The organism is Myxococcus sp. AM011, assembly GCF_013372595.1.
GTDB lineage: Bacteria > Myxococcota > Myxococcia > Myxococcales > Myxococcaceae > Myxococcus > Myxococcus eversor.
Window position 1 is genome coordinate 1 of record NZ_JABXEM010000109.1, and the last position, 17988, is coordinate 17988.

Below are 17988 nucleotides of genomic sequence, written 5' to 3' on the forward strand. Positions count from 1 at the left end.
ACGCAAGGCCTGGCCCCTCCCGTCCATCCATCCCCCCAGGGCCTCCTCCCCGTTCACTGTCCGGCGGGAGGCCTTGGTGAGCGTCTTGCTTTGCCCCGCCCCGGCTCCGCCAGTCGCGGCGCGGTGAAAGGGGGAAGAGGACGTGACATCCACGCTTCACGAACGAAGGCCCATGCGCTGGCTCGCGAGCGCGGGCTGCATCCTGCTGCTCGCGGGATGCAAGGGCGACTCCCTGCCCAAGGCCCGCGTCCTCCCAGGGGACGACAATCCCCACGCCCAGAACGACGAGTGCAAGGACGCCTCGAAGGACCCGGGCCGCGTCACCCTGCACCGCCTCAACCGCGCCGAGTACGACGCCACCGTGCGCGACTTGCTGGGCGACACCACCCGCCCCGCGCGCGACTTCCCGGCGGATGACCACGGCTACGGCTTCGACAACAACGCGGACGTGCTCAGCATGTCGCCCCTGCTGCTGGAGAAGTACGCCACCGCGGCGGAGAAGCTGGTGGAGACCGCCTGGAGCAAGGGCCACCTGCGCACCTGCGTGCTGGAGGCCGCCAATCCCGAGCCCTGCGCTCGCGACATCCTCTCCCGCTTCGCGCGCCGCGCCTGGCGCCGCCCCGTGACACCCGACGAGGTGAACCGGCTGCTGCGCGCCCTCCCGCTCGCCCAGCAGCAGGGAGACCCGCCCGAGATGGGCGTGAAGCTCGCCCTTCGCTCGGTGCTCGTGTCACCCCACTTCCTCTTCCGCATGGAGAAGGACCCGGCGTCCACCACGCCTCGTCGGCTCGACGACTTCGAGCTGGCCAGCCGCCTCTCCTACTTCCTGTGGAGCAGCATGCCCGACGAGGTGCTCCTCCAGGCCGCCGAGCAGGGCAGGCTGCGCACGCCCGAGGAGCTGGAAGCCCAGGTGCGCCGCATGCTCGCGGACCCCAAGGCCCAGGCCCTGGTGAGCAACTTCGCCGGACAGTGGCTCTTCACCCGCGCGCTCGAATCGGCGGAGCCGGACCCGACGCTCTACGGCGCTTTCAACGAGCCGCTGCGCCAGGCCATGCGCCAGGAGACCGAGCTGGTCTTCCAGGAGTTCATCACCGGAGACCACAAGCTGCGGGACTTGATGGATGCGCCCTTCACCTATGTGAATGACGCGCTCGCCACCCACTACGGCCTGCCCCCGCCCGGCAGCGCCACACCGAAGCGCGTGGACCTGTCTGGCCATTCGGAGCGTCAGGGCATCTTCGGCCACGGCTCGCTGCTCACCGTCACCTCCAACTCGGACCGCACCTCGCCCGTGCAGCGCGGCGTCTGGGTGCTGGAGCAACTGCTGTGCTCCGCGCCACCACCACCGCCGCCAAACGTCGAGGGCCTGCCGCCGCCGGTGAATCCTCACATGACGATGAAGGAGCGCATGGCGCTGCACCGCAGCCTGCCCCAGTGCCAGGGCTGTCACCGGATGATGGACCCGCTGGGACTCGCGCTGGAGAACTATGACCCCATCGGCCGCTGGCGGCTGAACGAGGTCAGCGGCGCGCCGGTGGATGCCACGGGAGACCTGCCCGACGGCACCGTCCTCAACGGAGGCGCGGACATGCGTCGCTTCGTCAAGGACGACCCGAAGCTCCCCGCGTGCCTCACCGAACACCTGCTCACCTATGCGCTCGGCCGAGGCATGGCGGACACCGACCACTGCGCGGTGAAGGAAATCGCGGCGACGGCGGAGGCCAGCGGCGGACGACTCAGCGACTACATCCTCTCCATCGTCCTCAGCGACCACTTCACCTCCCGACAGGGAGACCCGGAGGCCCAGTCACCATGAGCAAGAAGCTCTCACTCTCCCGTCGGACCCTGCTGCGCGGCGCGGGTGCGCTGATGGCGCTCCCCCTCCTGGAGCGGATGGTGCCCGGCACCGCGCGCGCCGCAGAGGCCCTGCCCACCGCGAAGCGGCTCGCGGTCTTCTATGTGCCCAATGGCATCCACATGGCGAAGTGGACGCCGTCCGGTACCGGCGCCACCTGGGAGTTGACTCCCACGCTCCAGTCCCTGGCACCGGTGAAGAGCGACATGCTCGTCATCAGCGGGCTCGCCAACGACGCGGGAAGGCCGGATGGAGACGGCCACCACGCCGCGGGCACCGCCGCGCTCTTGTCCTGCACCAAGGCCTTCAAGACGGAGGGCACCGACTTCCACGCGGGCATCTCCATGGACCAGGTCATCGCCAACCACCTGGCCCAGCAGAAGGCCACCCGCTATCCCTCGCTGGAGCTGGGCAACGACGCGGGCCGAGGCATCGGCAACTGCGACTCCGGCTACGCGTGCCCCTATGCCAACAACATCTCCTGGGCAGGCCCCCGCACGCCCATGGCCAAGGAGGCGCGCCCCAAGGCCGTCTTCGACCGGCTCTTCGCGGGCGTCGACCCCGGCACGACGCAGGCCCAGGTGGCGAAGCGCCGCGCCTACGGCCTGAGCATCATCGACTTCGTGCGCGAGGACGCCACCGCGCTCCAGAAGCAGCTCGGCGCCACGGACCGGCGCAAGCTCGACGAGTACTTCACCAGCGTCCGTGATTTGGAGAAGCAGGTGGATGCCCTGGGCCAGCAGGGGCCGGCGTGCGGCGTCCAGATCGCGCCTGGTGAAGACGAGGACCCGCGCACCAAGACGAAGGCGATGATGGACCTCATCGTCCTCGCCTTCCAATGCGACCTCACCCGCGTGGCGACGTTCATGCTGGCCAACGCCCGCAGCAACAAGGTGTATGGCTTCCTGGGCCTCAGCGGCGGACACCACGCCTACTCCCATCACCAGTTCGTGCAGTCCAACTTCGACGCGCTGGCGACCATCGACCGGTGGGAGGTGGAGCAGTACGCCTACCTCGTGCGGCGGCTGAAGGAGCTGAAGGACGCGACGGGGGCCTCGCTGCTCGACAGCTCGCTCGTGTACTTCACCAGCGAAATCGAGGACGGCAACGCGCACATCCACCGGAACCTGCCGGTGCTCCTCGCGGGCAAGGGCGGCGGCGCCGTCGCCACGGACCGGCACCTGCGCGCACCGGGCGTCCCCATCGCGAACCTCTACATCTCCATGATGCGGGCCATGGGTGTCCCCAACGTCACGAGCTTCGGCGCGGACGGAATCGGGGAACTCGCGGGGTTCGGGGGGTAGTCATGGACCTCATGCACACGGGGGCTTCCTGACGCATCATTCAGGTCATGCGTCCGTCTTCCGCCGCGCTCCGCTGGCCTCTGCTCGTCCTGCTCGTTCTTCCGCTCAGCTGCATCCCGGCCTCGAAGCCGAGTCAGCGCAAGTCCTCGACGGCCCAGCGCGCCGCCGCCACCGCGTCCCGGGGACAGCAGGCCCCCGCGCGCGGTACACCTCAAGAGCCGCGCCCCTCGCCACCTCCCGCGAACACCTTCGCGCGGGACATGGTGGAGGCGCACAACGCGGCACGCGCCGAGGCCCGGCCCACTCCGAAGCCCGCACTCCCTCCGCTCGCCTGGTCCGACGCGGCCATGAAACAGGCCGCCTCCTGGGCGAAGGCGTGCAAGTTCGAGCACAACCCGGACCGGGGTGACTTCGGCGAGAACCTGGCCGCCGCCACTCCAGATGCGTGGGGGACGCGACAGGTGGTGAAGAGCTGGGCGGATGAAGTCACCGACTACGACCACGCGCGCAACACCTGCAAGAAGGGCAAGGTGTGCGGCCACTACACCCAGGTGGTGTGGCGCAACACGACGGCCGTCGGCTGCGCCACCGTGCTGTGCAAGAAGAACTCGCCCTTCGGTGATGCGTTCCCCACCTGGCAGCTCTGGGTGTGCAACTACGCGCCGCCCGGAAACTTCGTCGGACAGCGGCCCTACTGAGTCGCGCCGTCGCGGGTACTCCGCTCGCGCACCCTTTCCGTCGCGCCGGGCGCGGCGGATAATCCGCGCCATGAACCGCTCCTTCGTCCGACCCCTGCTGACCTGCGGTCTCCTCGCGGCCTGGCTCGCCACCGGTGCCGGCTGCGGCTCGGATGACCCCGCCGATGACGGTCCGGACACCGGCGACTCCGGTACGCCTGACTCGGGCTCCGGCACTCCGGACTCCGGCTCGGGTACACCGGACTCTGGCTCTGGGACTCCGGACTCAGGCTCAGGCACACCTGACTCCGGCTCGGGTACACCGGACTCTGGCTCCGACACGCTGTCGCAGTTCGCCCAGGACATGCTCGCGGGACACAACGCCACCCGCGCTTCGGCGCAGCCCACGCCGAGCCCCGCGCTGTCCCCGCTCACCTGGGACACAGCCGCGGAAACCGTCGCGCGGAACTACGCGGCCAGGTGCAAGTTCGAGCACAACGCCGGACGCGGCAACTACGGGGAGAATCTCACCGCCGCCACGCCAAACGCGCTGACCACCCGGGCCGTGGTGCAGGGCTGGAGCAGCGAGGCGTCCGACTACAACTACGCCAACAACTCGTGCACGAGCGGCAAGATGTGCGGCCACTACACGCAGGTGGTGTGGCGCGACACGAAGCGCGTGGGTTGCGCCACGCAGGTGTGCACGACGAACTCCCCGTGGGGTAGCCAGTTCCCCACGTGGCAGCTCTGGGTCTGCAACTACGCGCCCCCAGGCAACTACGTGGGCGAGCGGCCGTACTGAGCGCCTTCAGCGCTCCAGCGCGCGCAGCCACGCGGAGAGGGTGTCGAGCGCATCGCTCGTCACCACCTCCACCCCGGGCTGGTCCTCCCGCGCCGGCTCCGCGAGCCAGTGGTCCGCGCGCGGAATCACCTTCACCAACGCGCGGCCGGGCGCTCCGGGCCGCAGCTTCAGCCCGCGATTCAGCGCCCGCGCCGTGAGCGCCGCGGGCGTCGTCTCATCACGCTCGCCCAGGAGCGCGAGCACCGGCCCTCGCACGCGGCCCAGGTCCTCCGCCGAGTCGTACGACAGCACGTTGCGCCACACCTTGCGCTGCACCTCCAGGAAGCGCTCCACCGGCAGGCCCTTGAAGGGCGGCAGCGCCGTCACCGCGTACCAGCGCTTGCGCTTGGCCCGCTGCAACTGGAAGTCGAGCGTCTTCAGCGCACGCGCCTGCCCTTCATCCGTGTACAGGCGCGCGTCGTAGAACACGTCCAGGAACTCCGTCAGGTCCACCAGCTCCGGCCCGGTGAGCCCTCGGCGCCGGCCGTCGTTGCGCATGCGGTGCTGCTCCTGCTTCCACACCACCCCGCCCCCTCCGGACACCAGCACCAGGAAGCCCACGTCCTCCGGCGCGCGCGCCGCCGCGTTCACCGCCGTCCACGCGCCCTGGCCAAAGCCCATCAACCCCCCCGCGCCGCCCGGTGCCACCCGCTCGCGCAGCGCCCGCGCCGCCACCACCCCGTCGTCCGCCAGCTCCCGCACCCCGGACACCCACGGCTGACTGTCCCCCGTGGAGCGCCCCGTGCCGCGCGCATCGAACGTGAGCACCGCGAGCCCCTGCTCGACGAGGAACGCCGGATAGGGCTCCAGCGACTCGCGCGTGCCCTGCCCAGCCTCGTGCAACAACGCCACCGCGTAGCGCGGCGCTTCTCCCGTCGGCAGCCACAGCGTGGCTGACAAGGTGACGTCGCCCGCCGCGCGCAGCGTGAGCTCCTCCGTGCGCACCGGCACCGGCTCCAGCACGAGCGCGCCCGGCGCCACCCCGCTCAACGTCAACGTGGGGGCTCGCCACTGGGCCAGCGCCGCGGGCCGACTGCCCTCCAGCGACCACAGGCCTTCACCCCGAGGCTCCAGCCGCCAGCGCCGCCGCGAGCTGAAGTCCATCAGGAAGGCCGACGACGAATCCTTCCCCACCCGCACCAGTCCGCCGTCGGGCCGACGCCACACTCCCGCGAAGGGCGGCGGCACATCGTCCACGGCGGGCGCTCCCGCCAGGGCCACGCTTCCGGCGAGCAACAGGCCCAGAGACACCGCGACACTCACGCCAATCCTCGACAACCGCACCTCCCGAAGCCGTGCCTTGCGTTCAAGCCGACCTGGAGCCCAGGAGCAACACCGCGTCACGCTCGCGAGCGCACGTGTGGACCGTCGGACACCTCGCGCACCCGCTCAGCGCTTCAGGTGGTGCTCCAGGAACATCGACGTCTCCGCCCAGGCCATCGCCGCCGCGCGCTCGTCGTAGCGCTGGCCAGAGGGGTTGGCGAACGCATGCTCGCCCTCCAGCTCGATGATGCGGTGGCGCACCCCCGCCGCGTTCAGCGCCTCCCGGAACTCCTGCACCGTCTCCGGCGGAATCGACGCGTCCTTCGTCCCGAAGATGCCCAACAGCGGCGCCCGGATGGAGGCCAGCTCCTGGGGGTCCGTCACAGGATGGCCGTAGTACATGACCGCCGCGTCCAGCTCCGGAAGCGCCATGGCCGCCCGCAGCGACCAGGTGCCACCGAAGCACCAGCCCAGGCTCCCCGTGCGCGTCGCGCGCACTCGCGCATCGTCCTGGAGGAACCCATACGCCGCCTTCAACACCTGCGTCGCGCGCGCCGGGTCCACCGCCTTGAGCAGCGCCATCGCCTCGTCCGGCGTGGTGGCCACCTTGCCCCCATACAGGTCCACCGCGAGCGCCGCGTAGCCGTTGGCCGCCAGCCGGTCCGCCCAGTGCTTGATGTGAGGATTCAGACCCCACCACTCGTGGATGAGCAGCACGGCGGGCAGCGGCGCCTTCGCGCCAGGGGGCAGGCTCAGGTACGCCTTCGTCCCGGCCACCTCCACCTCCTGGCCCTTGAGCTCCGGCGGCGCGTCCTCGCGCAGGGTGTGCATCGCCTTGAACTCGGCCTCGGAGACCGCGCCCGTGGGTGACGGCTCGCGCAGCACCTCCCGGGGCTTGCCCCGCGTGCAGCCTCCCACCAGCAGCAACGCGCCCAGCAGCAACAGGTGACGGTGCATCGTGTCTCCTCCTCCGGTGGTGCTTCGCGCGCCCCAAACGAAGAGGGCTGGCAAGGGATTCCCCCAGCCAGCCCTCGTGTCTCCCGCTCCTTCAAGAGGAGCCGGGGAGGACTACTTCTTCTGCGCGGCCGACGGAGGCGTCGCGGGAGCGCCCGGCGCACCCGGGGCACCCGCGGGAGCCGCCTCGGGCGGCTTGACGATCTCCAGGAGCTCCACCTCGAACACCAGGGCCGAACCGCCCGGGATGTTCGGGGGCGCGCCGCGGTCGCCGTAGGCGATGTCGGACGGGCACACCAGCTTGGCCTTGCCGCCGACCTTCATCTTCTGCACGCCCTCCGTCCAGCACTTGATGACGCCCTGGAGGGGGAACTGCGTGGGCTCGCCACGCTTGTAGGAGCTGTCGAACTCCGTGCCGTTGGGCAGCGTGCCCTTGTAGTGAACCTTCACGATGTCCGTGGCCTTCGGAGAGTCACCCGTGCCCGGGGTCAGCTCCTTGTAGACCAGGCCGGACTCCGTCTTCGTGGCGCCGGGCTCCTTGGCGGCGTCCTCCAGGAACTTCTTGGAGGTCTCCTTCTCCTTCTCGGCCTTCTGCGTGCTGCGCGCGCGCGCCAGCTCCTGCAGCTTCGGCCCGTACGTCTCCAGCTCCACCGCGGGCTTGTCGCCCTTGACCTGCGCGGTGAGGCCCGCCTTCACGTACTCCAGCTCCTCGGGAGTCATGTCGAACACGCTGATGCTCTTGCCGATGGACAGGCCGAGCGCGTACAGCGTCTTCTGGTCCTCGCTCTGAGGATTGGCGGCATTGCCCGCCGCGCCCGTCGCCGTCGTCGTGGCACTGCCGTCCTTCGCGCCCTGAGGCTGGCACGCCCCCAGGCTCAGCATCATCGCAACCAGACACATCTTCCGCATGTGTTTGCCCTTCCTTGGCTTGCAGCGGCAGCGAACCCGCTGCCAGTCACACTTCCCGGAGGGGCGACTTACTACAGAAACGCGCGTCCATCTGCTCCGCGACACTCGCGACGACGCCTGACTTTGGGACCCGTTTCAATCAGGTGGGATATTTCTCCACCCAGCGCCCTTCATGACTGGGACTCAGGGTGACTCGGAGGAGTCCTTCGAGGGCCAAGGAGTCTCCAGCCAGGCCAGCAGCGGCTCACGCAGGGGTCCCAGGCGCTTGTAGCCGCTCATGTCGTCCGGGACGGTGCGCAGCACCTGGGCCAGTTGGCGGCGGCGCTCGGGCGTGGGCACCTCGCCGGCCACGGGGGCCAGGTACGTGTGGATGGTGAAGAGGATGGCGCCGGACTCCGGCAGGCGGCTGAGCGTCTGGCGCTCCAGGCGCAGGAAGCAGCGCTCCCCGGCGTTCTGGGGGGTGAGGCCCTCGAAGAGGTGCAGCCACTCGCCCCGCGCGCGCGGCTCCATGCACAGCCGGTCCGTGACGGTGACGGCCCAGTTGCAGCGGGTGACGGTGCGTCCCGGCTTGAGGCCGTCCATCAACCGCAGCGTGGCGGCCCCCACCTGCTCGGCGAAGCGCGGCACCGGGGCGTGCACCTCCAACAAGGACCGGCCGAGCTTCTCGTCCAGGCTCCAGCCGGAGGGAAAGCAGAGCTGACCGGCCACCAGCGGAAAGCCCTCGCGCGTGCCGTCCAGCACGAGCAGGTCCTCCTGCACCTGTCGGCCCACCCAGTCCAAGGGCGCCAGGGAAAGGCTGTCCGCGTCCCCCGGCAGCAAGGTCTCCTCCGTGCCGAGCACCCCGTTGCGCCAGTGCCAGCGCCCGTCCTCGCCTTCGAGCCGCGTGAAGTGTCCCGGCGACTCTCCCGCCATCCGCGTCAGCAAGAGCCGCAAAACCTCCCATTGGAGCGGCTGGGTGCCTGGCAATGCCTGGAAGCGCGAGGGGAGATCCTCGCGCAGCAGCGACGCCTTCAACGCCAGCTCAGCCGCATAATGCAGTGCGTCTATTTCGATGAGTGTTTCACCTGCCCGCAGGGCGCGTACTCCAAGTGCCATCGCATAGGCGTCCTGCTCGAAGGGGAAGTAGGGCAGCACGTGGGACGCGTCTCCTCACCCGCGAAAAATACAGTCGTCATTCCTTCGCACATCGCACTGCGTCACGAAACCCAGGCGTGGAGGAATTCCTCACCGAACCCTTGAGGTCGGACCTCGTGGAGACGAGGATTCGCGCATCCCTCGCCGCGCTTCACAGCTTCGCACTCGTCAGAGTCGAACGGGGCGCGCATTACCGCAGGAGGAAGCCTGATGAACCGTCTGCCGCTTTCGCGTCTGTCACGTGCCGTGCTCGTCGCCGCGCTGAGTCTGCTCGCCATTCCCGCATGCTCTGACGAAGACGATGACCGGGCGTTCGCGAGCCCCCACCCGGATACGGGCGAGGGTCCCGGCACGCCGGATTCGGGCACGCCGGATTCGGGCACGCCGGATTCAGGCACGCCGGACGCAGTTACCCGGTACCCCGTGGAGTTCTCGTGTACCGACGCACAGCGGACGACGGTGACTTTCGCTCCGGGTCAGGAGCAGGCGCTGCAGAACGCGGTCAATGACCTGGCGCCCTGCACCACGATTCAACTGGGCGCGGGCACGTTCCACTTCGACAACGCGGTGACCATCCGTCAGGACGGCATCACCATCGCCGGCGCGGGCCGTGGCGCGCAGGGTGAGGGCACCGGTGGCACCGCCAGCACCGTGCTGGACTTCTCCAACGCGGCCTCCAACACCAACGGCCTGGACGTGATTGGCAAGCTGTTCACCGTGCGCGACCTGGCGCTGTGGAACGCGAAGAAGGACGCGCTGCGCGTGGAGAACTCCGCCAACGTGTTCATCCAGCGCATCCGCACGGAGTGGGCGCAGGAGAACAACGAGAACAACGGCAAGTACGGCATCTACCCGGTGAAGTCGCGCTACGTGCTCATCGAGGACAGCGAGGCGTACAACGCGGCCGACGCCGGCATCTACGTGGGCCAGACGCGCTACACCATCGTCCGCCGCAACATCGCGAAGAAGAACGTGGCGGGCATCGAAATCGAGAACACGAAGTTCGCCTACGTGGAGGGCAACACGGCCATCGACAACACCACGGGCCTGGTGGTGTTCGATTTGCCGGGCAACCCCATCAAGGGCACCGACATCCTCATCACCAAGAACATCATCACCGGCAACAACCGCCCCAACTTCGCTTCGGTGACGGCGAGCAGCAGCACGGTGTCGCAGGTGCCGGCGGGCACGGGCACGTTCATCCTGGCGTCGCGCCGGGTGGAGTTCGTGGGCAACACGTGGGGTGACAACAACACGGTGGACATCGCGGTGCTCAGCGGCTTCGCCATCGAGCCCAACCCCGTCCTGTGGGCGGCGGGCTTCTACAACTTCGCCAGCGCGGACGTGTACGTCCACGGCAACACCTTCACGGGCGGCAGCGGCACCAGCGTGGACAACGGCACGCCGGACCCGGCGCGTCGCCCGCTGGGCGCGCTGGTGACGGGCGTGTATGCCTACGGCAAGGCCGCGCACGGCGTGGACCGAGTGGAGCACGTGCTATGGGATGGCATCGACCCGGCGCCGCGCAACGAGGCGGTGGCCAACGGCGTGCGCCTGTGCTTCGTCAACAACACGGTGCCGGCGACCACGAAGGCGTCCATCGTGGACCTGGACCTGCAGGCCGTGACGGCCAAGCTCATGTCGGCGGAGCCCGACGTGGCGGGTGCCTGGGCGGAGACGCGCCGTTACGACCAGGGCGCGGTGCCGTTCAACTGCACGGGCTTCAGCCCCGCGCTGGCGCTTCCCTGAGCGGCGGTTCAAGGACTGACTCGCCATGCGCGCGCCGTACATGACTCGCCTGGGCCTCGCCGCGGTGCTGCTCGCCGCGGCGGTGGCCGCCTGCTCGGGTGGGGACGACCCGCCTGGAGCCGATGGCACTCCGGACTCGGGAAACCCCACGCCGGTGGACAGCGGCACCCCTGATGCGGGTGACTCCGGCACTCCGTCCACGCCCGACGCGGGGCCGGACGCGGGTGAACCCGACGCCGGAGTGGATGCGGGGACGGACGCGGGAACGCCCGATGCCGGGCAGCCCGAGGGCACCGTCACCATCCCCAACAAGCTGTCGGAGCTGGGCCTCTTCACGGGGACTCCGGCGACGGGCGACTTCCAGCCCGTGGCGGGCAACGTCCCGTACGAGCTGACCACGCCGCTGTTCTCCGACTACTCGCTGAAGTCCCGCACGCTGTACGTGCCCGCGGGCAAGACGGCGGCGTACTCGGCGTCCGACGTGTTGGATTTGCCGGTGGGGACCATCATCACCAAGACGTTCGCGTTCCCCGCCGACTTCCGGGAGCCGGACAAGAACGTGCGCCCCCTGGAGACGCGCATCCTGGTGCGGCAGCCGGGCGGCTGGGAGGCGTATCCCTACGTCTGGAATGACGCGCTGACGGAGGCTGACAAGGCCGTGGGCGGCAAGGTGTTCAAGAACTTCGAGTTCATCGACGCCGAGGGCGTGGCGAAGAAGTTCGACTACCTGGTGCCTCAGCGCAACCAGTGCCAGAAGTGCCACCACGTGGTGGACGAGCAGGACAACCAGCAGTTGCTGCCCATCGGCGTGAAGGCCCGGTATCTCAACCGGGACCACGTCTATGGGGGACAGACCCTGAACCAGCTCCAGCACCTGGCGGACCTCGGGAAGCTGACGGGGTTGCCTCCCGCGATTCAGGTTCCTCGCGCGCCGGATGCGTTCAACGTGGACGAGGCGAGCCTGAAAATCCGTGCGCGCACGTATCTGGACATCAACTGCGCGCATTGCCACAACCCGAAGGCGCAGCCCGGCATCACCAGCCGGCTGTTCCTGGACATCAAGACGACGGACGAGTTCAGCCTGGGCCACTGCAAGCGGCCGGGCTCCGCGGGCAGCGGCGTGGGCGGTGAGTTCGACATCGTCCCCGGAGACCACTCCACGTCCATCCTCTGGTACCGCATGCACACCGAGGAGTCGGGGAAGATGATGCCGGAGATTGGCCGGGCCCTGCGCCATGACGCGGGCTCGCAGCTCATCGCCGACTGGATTGACGCCATGCCGCCTCGCACCTGCAAGTAGACGCGGGACGCATGTCGACGGACAGCCCCTTCCGTGCCAACGCGGCGCGGAGGGGGCTTTCCTTTTGGGATGCCTCCCGAGCGGACGGCGACTTTCGCCGGCCGTGCCGCATAATCCCGGGCGCATGTCCCTTCCCGCCCTGGCCCGAGCGGCCGGCCTCGTCTTCACGCTGGCCGTGCTCTCCTCGTGTCGCATCGAGTCCGCCGCGCCCTCCTCCGGCGCCACCCTCTCCCATGAGGGCACACCGTCCGGCGAGGTCTGGGTCTACACGTCCATGTACCAGCACGTGCTGGACGCGCTGGAGCCGCTGCTGAAGAAGCAGCTCCCCGGCGTCACCGTGCGCTGGTACCAGGCTGGCAGCGAGAAGGTGGCCAGCCGACTGGAAGCCGAGCGCGCCGCGGGCGCCGTGCGCGCCGACATCCTCTCCGCGTCGGACCCGTTCTTCGTCGAGCGACTCGCGCGCGAGGGCGCCTTCCTGCCCTACGCCTCGCCCCACGTGCTGCGCGTCCCGCGCTCGCTGTTGGATTTGGACGCGCGCCACGCCTCCATCCGCGTGTCCACCATGGTGCTGGTGCACCGCGAGGACTCGCCGCCGCCGCCCACGTCGTTCGCGGCGCTGGTGGATGGGACGTGGACGGGGCGCGTGGCCATCGGCGACCCGCTCACGTCGGGCACGGCCTTCACGTGGGCGGTGTTCTGTCGGACGAAGTATGGCGAGGGGTACTTCACCGGCCTGCGCGAGCGCGGCGCCATCGTCGCGGGAGGCAACGCGGCGGTGCTCCAGAAGGTGGAGAGCGGCGAGGCGGACGCGGGCGTGCTGCTGCTGGAGAACGCGCTGACGGCCCGTTCGCGCGGCAGCCGGATTCGCGTGGTCTGGCCCACGGACGGCGCCGTCCTCATCCCCGGGCCGGTGGCCCTCTTCGCGACGACGCCCAACCCCGTGGCCGCGAAGGCCGTGGTGGACGTGCTGCTGTCTCCGGAGGGCCAGCGCCTCATCGTCGAGAAGGGGGACATGCACGCGGTGGACCCCCGACTCCCGGGCCCTGACGGAGAGCCCGGCGTGGACACCCTGCTGACGCGCACGCAGCCGTGGACACCCGCGCTGATGGAAGAGGGCCTTACGCGCGGCGGCGCCATCAAGGAAGCCTTCAGCCGGGCCTTCTCGCGATGAACACGTCAGCGCGGTGGCTCGGGTTGTTCGCGTGGCTTCTGCCCCTGGTCCTCTTCGCGGTGGGCCCGGTGGTGCTGCTGCTCGCGCGGGGCGCGGGGGCACCGGGCGCGTTGGGCTGGGAGTGGCTGGCGTCGGAGGCGGGCGCGCTGGGCAACACGCTGGCCATCTCCGGAGGCGCGGCGGTGCTCGCGCTCGCGCTGGGCATGCCCCTGTCGCTGTTGCTGTTCCGCACGGACCTGCCACTGCGCGGCGCCTTCACCGTGCTCTTCACCCTGCCCTCCGCGATTCCCGCGTTCATCTGGGGCATGGGCTGGCTGTCATTGGCCAGTCCCCGCGCGGGCTATCTCAACCGGCTCCTGGGAGAAGGCACGCTCGACATCCATGGCCCGGTGGGCATCGCCTTCGTGGAAGGACTGTCCGGCCTGCCGCTGGTGTTGCTGGCCGGCGCCGCGGCGCTGCGACGCGTGGACCCGGCGCTGGAGGAGGCCGCGCGCGTGTGCGGCGCCTCGCCCGCGCGGGCCCTGCTGACGACGACGGTGCCGCTGGTGCTCCCGTCGCTCCTGTCCGGCGCGGTGATGGTGTTCCTGATGGCGGCGTCCTCCTTCGGCGTGCCGTACCTGCTGGGCGTGTCGGCGTCTCCGCCCACGCGAGTGCTCACCACGCGCATCTATGAGCTCGTCCTGCTCGGTGACGAGGGCCTGGGCCGGGCCTCCGCGCTCGCGCTCGCGCTGCTCCTGCTCACGCCGCTGTCGCTGCTGGCGACGTGGGCCCTGGGCCGTTCCGGCCGCGTGCGATTGAGCACCGGCAAGGGACTGGCCTCGCGCCCGCTCTCCCTGGGCCGCGCGCGCGCCTGGGTCACCGGAGGCGTGGCGGGCACCTGCGTGCTGCTGGTGCTGCTGCCCCTGGCCGCCATCCTGCTCACGTCGCTCCAGCGCAGCTTCGGCGCGAGCCTCACGTGGGAGGAATTGACGCTCTCGCACTGGTCCGGCGTGTTGCTGGAGCCGCGCACCCTGCGCGCCACCGGGCTGAGCCTCCTGCTCGCCGCCGGTGCCGGCGCGCTCGTCTGTGGCCTGGGACTGGCGGCGGCGCTGCTCCAGCGGGCTTTCCGTCGCCTGGGTGCCGGCGTGGAGGCCATCGCTGTCTGGCCCTACGCGGTGCCGGGCACGGTGCTGGCCCTGGCGCTGCTGCTCGCCTTCTCGCGCGACTGGCGCTTCATCCTGTTGGACAAGGTGGCCTTCGTGCTGGCGCTGGCGCACACGCCGTGGCTGCTGCTCATCGCCTATGCGGCGAAGTACCTGGCGCTGGGGACGCGCAACAGCTCGGAGGCGCTGGCGCAGTTGGACCCGTCGTTGACGGAGGCGGCGCGCATCAGCGGCGCGGGGCCGCTGCGGGCCTTCGTCGACGTGCCGCTGCCGCTGCTGCGGCCCGCGCTCACGGTGGCCTTCATCCTGGCCTTCCTGTCGTGCGCGACGGAAATCACCATGTCCGTGCTGCTGGTGCCCGCGGGCTCGGAGGTGCTGGGCAAGCTGCTGTTCGACTTGCAGAGCTACGCGGACCCGGCGGCGGCGGCGGTGCTCGCGTGTGCCTTCGTGGCGCTGGTGGTGCTGGGGCAGGCGGTGCTCGCGCTGGTGGCCCGGCGCGCGGCGGAGGTTCGGTGATGGCGGCGATTTCGTTGGAGGGGTTGTTCAAGTCCTACGGCGCCACGCCCGTGGTGCGCGGCCTGAGCCTGGAGGTCCGCGACGGCGAGCTCGTCTCGCTGCTGGGCCCGTCCGGTTGCGGCAAGACGACGACGCTGCGGATGCTCGCGGGCCTGGAGCACCCCGACACAGGCGTCATCCGCATCGGCGGAGAGACGGTGGCGGGGCCCGGCGTGCGCGTGCCGCCCGAGCGGCGCGGCCTGGGCATGGTGTTCCAGGGCTATGCCGTCTGGCCCCACCGCTCGGTGGAGGAGAACGTGGCCTATCCGCTGAGCTTGCGGCGCATGCCGAAGTCGGAGGTGGCCACCAAGGTGCGCGAGGCCCTGCGCCAGGTCCGCATGGAGGCGCTCGCGACGCGCAGGCCCCACGAGCTGTCGGGCGGACAGCTCCAGCGCGTGGCCCTGGCGCGCGCGCTCGTCGCCAGCCCCCGCGTGCTGCTCCTGGACGAGCCGCTCTCCAACCTGGACGCGGCGCTGCGCGAGGAGCTGCGCGCGGAGCTGGCGGCCCTGCGCGCGCGACTGGGCACCACGCTCGTCTTCGTCACGCATGACCAGGGCGAGGCGCTCGCGCTGTCGGACCGCATCGCGGTGATGAACCAGGGCGTGCTCGAACAGGTGGACGCGCCCGAGACGCTGTACCGCGAGCCCGCCACGCCCTTCGTCGCGGGCTTCGTCGGCGGCGCGAATGTCCTCACCGGCGAGGTGCGCGAGGGCGCCTTTCACACCGCCCGGAGCGGCACCGTGTTCCAGCTCCCGGCCGACACGCTCGCTCGCCCTGGGCCCGCCACCCTCGTCGTCCGCCCCGAGGACCTGACCCTGGGCGAGCAGGGGACCTCGCTGCCCCTGTCCGCTCGCCTGTTCCTCGGACACGCCGCTGAGTACCGCTTCCCCGTCGACGGCACCCTGCTGCGCGTGGTGGCGCCGCCACTCGAAGTGCGGCCGGGCCAGACACTCAAAGTCCAACTGCGCAAGGCGCGCCTGTTCTCCGTCGGCTGAGAGTTCGAGAGTCTTTGCGCGAAGCGGCGGGGATGATTCCGGACTCATTGCCTGGAGGAGAGGCTCCGACAAAAATCCAGGGCCCCCCGGTACTCGGAGTCCCCGTGTCACGTCTCGCCACCCTGCTCGCGCTCCTCGCGTTGTCCCTCGGCCTGTCCGCCTGCACCGAGGAGGATGCCTGTGCCGAGATTTCCACCTGTGGCCCCTGCGCGAGCGAGTACGTCGCCAATGCCTGCAAGTGGTGCCCGTCCGACAGCACCTGCACCTCCTATGGTGAAGGCAGCGCGTGCGCGTACTCGGAGCTGAAGGACGACCCCGACGAATGCGGCGGTACGTCGAACGCGTGCACCCGCCCGTACTCGGGCCCGGCGACGGACCCGCAGTCCTCCGCCTTCTGTCAGGCCGCGTACCACTACGGCTGCCAGGGCGATTCGGGGAAGCGCAATGACAACTGCCGCGTGTACGCGCAGTTCGAGGCGGACAATCCGGGCATGCCGTCCTGCCCCTACTGCCCCTGAGCCAGGTGGCGCGCACTGCACCTGAGCCGCGCGCGCCCGGGAGCTTTCGCTACACCTGACGGAGCTTCCAGGTGCCCCGCCGGAAGAGCACGGCGGAGACGATGGCCAGCACGGAGAAGGCCACCGTGAGGGCCAGGAAGACGCCCGAGGGCCCCATCCCTCCGGGCCCCGACAGCGCCCACGCCAGCGGCAATTCCAACATCCAGAAGCAGAAGATGTTGATGAGGGTGGGCGTGGCGGTGTCACCGGCGCCGTTGAAGGACTGCGTCAGCACCATGCCGAAGGCGTAGAAGAGGAAGCCCGTGCTGATGATGCGCAGCGCATGCGACGCGTGGTCCACCACCGCCGCGTCGGGCGAGAAGCTGCTTGTCAGCGGTTGGGCGAACACGAAGAACAACACGCCCAGCGAGCCCAGGAAGACGGCGTTGATGGCGCCCGCCGTCCACACCGCGCGCTCGCCGCGCTCCGGCTGCTTCGCGCCCAGGCTCTGCCCCACCAGCGTGGCCGCCGCGTTGGCCAGGCCCCATGAGGGCAACAGCGCGAAGAGGACGATGCGCATGGCGATGGTGTAGCCCGCCACCGCCGCGCTGCCGAACGTCGCGACGATGCGCGCCAGCACCACCCAGCTCGAGGTGTTCACCAGCGACTGCGCCGTGCCCGCGCCAGACAGCCGCAGCATCGCCAGCATCGTCCCCGGCTCCAGCCGCAGGTGCTCGCGGCGCACCTGGAGCCGCCCGCTGCCGCGCGCCAGCCGGTAGAGCTGGTACAGCACGCCACAGCCGCGGCCGAACGTCGTGGCGACCGCGGCCCCCATGACGCCCAGCTCGGGGAAGGGCCCCACGCCGAAGATGAGCATGGGCGCCAGGACGATGTTGATGGCGTTGGCCAGCCACAGCACCCGCATGGCGATGGCCGCATCGCCCGCGCCCCGGAAGATGGCGTTGATGAGGAACAGGAGCAGCACGCTGCCCATGCCACCGAGCATCACCTGCGTGTAGCGCACGCCCTGCTCCAGCACCCACGGCGAGCCGCCCATCAGCCCCATCAGCGGCCGGGCGAAGACGACGCCCGCCACCGAGATGGGAATGGCCAGCAGCGCCCCCAGGCCTATCGCCTGCACCGCCGTGCGCGCGGCGCGCTCCGGGTCCTTCTCACCGATGCGGCGCGACACCAGCGCGGTGGCGCCGATGCTCAGCCCCGCCGCGGCGGCGTAGATGATGGTGAGCAGCGACTCCGTCAGGCCCACCGTCGCGACGGCATCCGCGCCCAGCCGCCCGACGAAGAAGACGTCCACCACGGCGAAGATGGACTCCATCACCATCTCCAGCACCATGGGGACCGCGAGCAGGAAGATGGCGCGCTTCACCGGCAGGCCCGTGAGGTCCCGCTCCGTGCCGTGCATGGCTTCCTTCAGCGATGCCCAGAATCCCACGGCGGGCCCCGACGACGACGGCACTTCCACCTCCGACATTTCCAGCCTCCAAAGCCGCCCCGGAACCCGCGCCCTTCTGGCAGGTAGCCGCCGCTCCGTCCAGGACGCGGGCCCGCGCCAGCGGCTGACCTGGGAGACTGGCGAGGCGCGCGCGGTCCATGGAGCAACCGAGCAGGTGTGCGCCTGTAC

General features: G+C 70.2%; 15 protein-coding genes. 10 read left to right on the top strand and 5 right to left on the bottom strand.

The features are described 5' to 3' along the window. Positions 1–172 precede the first annotated feature (172 nt). The 4 genes from HUW62_RS22670 to HUW62_RS22685 all read left to right on the top strand — a co-directional run bounded on the left by HUW62_RS22670 (position 173) and on the right by HUW62_RS22685 (position 4638). Positions 173–1816: a DUF1592 domain-containing protein gene (locus HUW62_RS22670; RefSeq protein ID WP_176435595.1), complete on the top strand. Its 1644-nt coding sequence runs from the start codon at positions 173–175 to the stop codon at positions 1814–1816. Then, positions 1813–3159 carry a DUF1552 domain-containing protein gene (locus HUW62_RS22675; protein WP_176435596.1) on the top strand — a complete coding sequence of 449 codons (1347 nt, stop codon included), beginning with the start codon at positions 1813–1815 and terminating at the stop codon, positions 3157–3159. Before HUW62_RS22670 ends, HUW62_RS22675 begins: the two co-directional genes overlap by 4 nt. Before the next feature lie 47 nt (positions 3160–3206). After that, positions 3207–3857 (top strand): CAP domain-containing protein, encoded by a 651-nt coding sequence (locus HUW62_RS22680; protein WP_163866170.1) that lies wholly within the window; start codon positions 3207–3209, stop codon positions 3855–3857. Between the two features lie 70 nt (positions 3858–3927). Continuing rightward, entirely contained in the window at positions 3928–4638 is a 711-nt protein-coding gene (locus HUW62_RS22685) for a CAP domain-containing protein (protein WP_163866169.1), read from the top strand. Positions 4639–4644: 6 nt separating this feature from the next. Here HUW62_RS22685 and HUW62_RS22690 read toward each other — a convergent pair whose 3' ends face one another. The 4 genes from HUW62_RS22690 to HUW62_RS22705 form a co-directional block, all read right to left on the bottom strand. After that, positions 4645–5940: an alpha/beta hydrolase gene (locus HUW62_RS22690; RefSeq protein WP_176435597.1), complete on the bottom strand. Its 1296-nt coding sequence runs from the start codon at positions 5938–5940 to the stop codon at positions 4645–4647. 126 nt (positions 5941–6066) lie between these two features. Next, on the bottom strand, positions 6067–6897 hold the full coding sequence (locus HUW62_RS22695) for a dienelactone hydrolase family protein (protein ID WP_176435598.1): 831 nt from the start codon (positions 6895–6897) through the stop codon (positions 6067–6069). 111 nt (positions 6898–7008) lie between these two features. Beyond that, positions 7009–7803 (bottom strand): FKBP-type peptidyl-prolyl cis-trans isomerase, encoded by a 795-nt coding sequence (locus HUW62_RS22700; RefSeq protein WP_176435599.1) that lies wholly within the window; start codon positions 7801–7803, stop codon positions 7009–7011. Positions 7804–7986: 183 nt separating this feature from the next. Then, positions 7987–8937, bottom strand: a complete 951-nt coding sequence (locus tag HUW62_RS22705) for a DUF3445 domain-containing protein (RefSeq protein ID WP_176435600.1) — start codon at positions 8935–8937, stop codon at positions 7987–7989. A gap of 210 nt (positions 8938–9147) precedes the next feature. On the opposite strand from HUW62_RS22705, the gene HUW62_RS22710 reads away from it, so the two are divergent. The 6 genes from HUW62_RS22710 (at position 9148) to HUW62_RS22735 (ending at position 16367) form a co-directional block, all read left to right on the top strand. Continuing rightward, positions 9148–10686 (top strand): parallel beta-helix domain-containing protein, encoded by a 1539-nt coding sequence (locus tag HUW62_RS22710; protein WP_163866164.1) that lies wholly within the window; start codon positions 9148–9150, stop codon positions 10684–10686. A gap of 25 nt (positions 10687–10711) precedes the next feature. Beyond that, on the top strand, positions 10712–11986 hold the full coding sequence (locus HUW62_RS22715; RefSeq protein WP_176435601.1) for an SO2930 family diheme c-type cytochrome: 1275 nt from the start codon (positions 10712–10714) through the stop codon (positions 11984–11986). Positions 11987–12110: 124 nt separating this feature from the next. Further along, complete coding sequence (locus HUW62_RS22720) at positions 12111–13157, top strand: ABC transporter substrate-binding protein (protein WP_176435602.1); 1047 nt, start codon at positions 12111–12113, stop codon at positions 13155–13157. Further along, positions 13154–14815 (top strand): iron ABC transporter permease, encoded by a 1662-nt coding sequence (locus tag HUW62_RS22725; RefSeq protein WP_176435603.1) that lies wholly within the window; start codon positions 13154–13156, stop codon positions 14813–14815. The genes HUW62_RS22720 and HUW62_RS22725 overlap by 4 nt, the downstream gene beginning before the upstream one ends. After that, the gene (locus HUW62_RS22730; RefSeq protein ID WP_176435604.1) at positions 14815–15849 is read left to right on the top strand and encodes an ABC transporter ATP-binding protein; all 1035 of its coding nucleotides are present in this window, start codon (positions 14815–14817) and stop codon (positions 15847–15849) included. The genes HUW62_RS22725 and HUW62_RS22730 overlap by 1 nt, the downstream gene beginning before the upstream one ends. A 104-nt stretch (positions 15850–15953) precedes the next feature. After that, positions 15954–16367 (top strand): hypothetical protein, encoded by a 414-nt coding sequence (locus tag HUW62_RS22735; protein ID WP_163866159.1) that lies wholly within the window; start codon positions 15954–15956, stop codon positions 16365–16367. A gap of 49 nt (positions 16368–16416) precedes the next feature. Here HUW62_RS22735 and HUW62_RS22740 read toward each other — a convergent pair whose 3' ends face one another. Continuing rightward, positions 16417–17838, bottom strand: a complete 1422-nt coding sequence (locus HUW62_RS22740; protein WP_163866158.1) for an MATE family efflux transporter — start codon at positions 17836–17838, stop codon at positions 16417–16419. Positions 17839–17988: the final 150 nt, after the last annotated feature.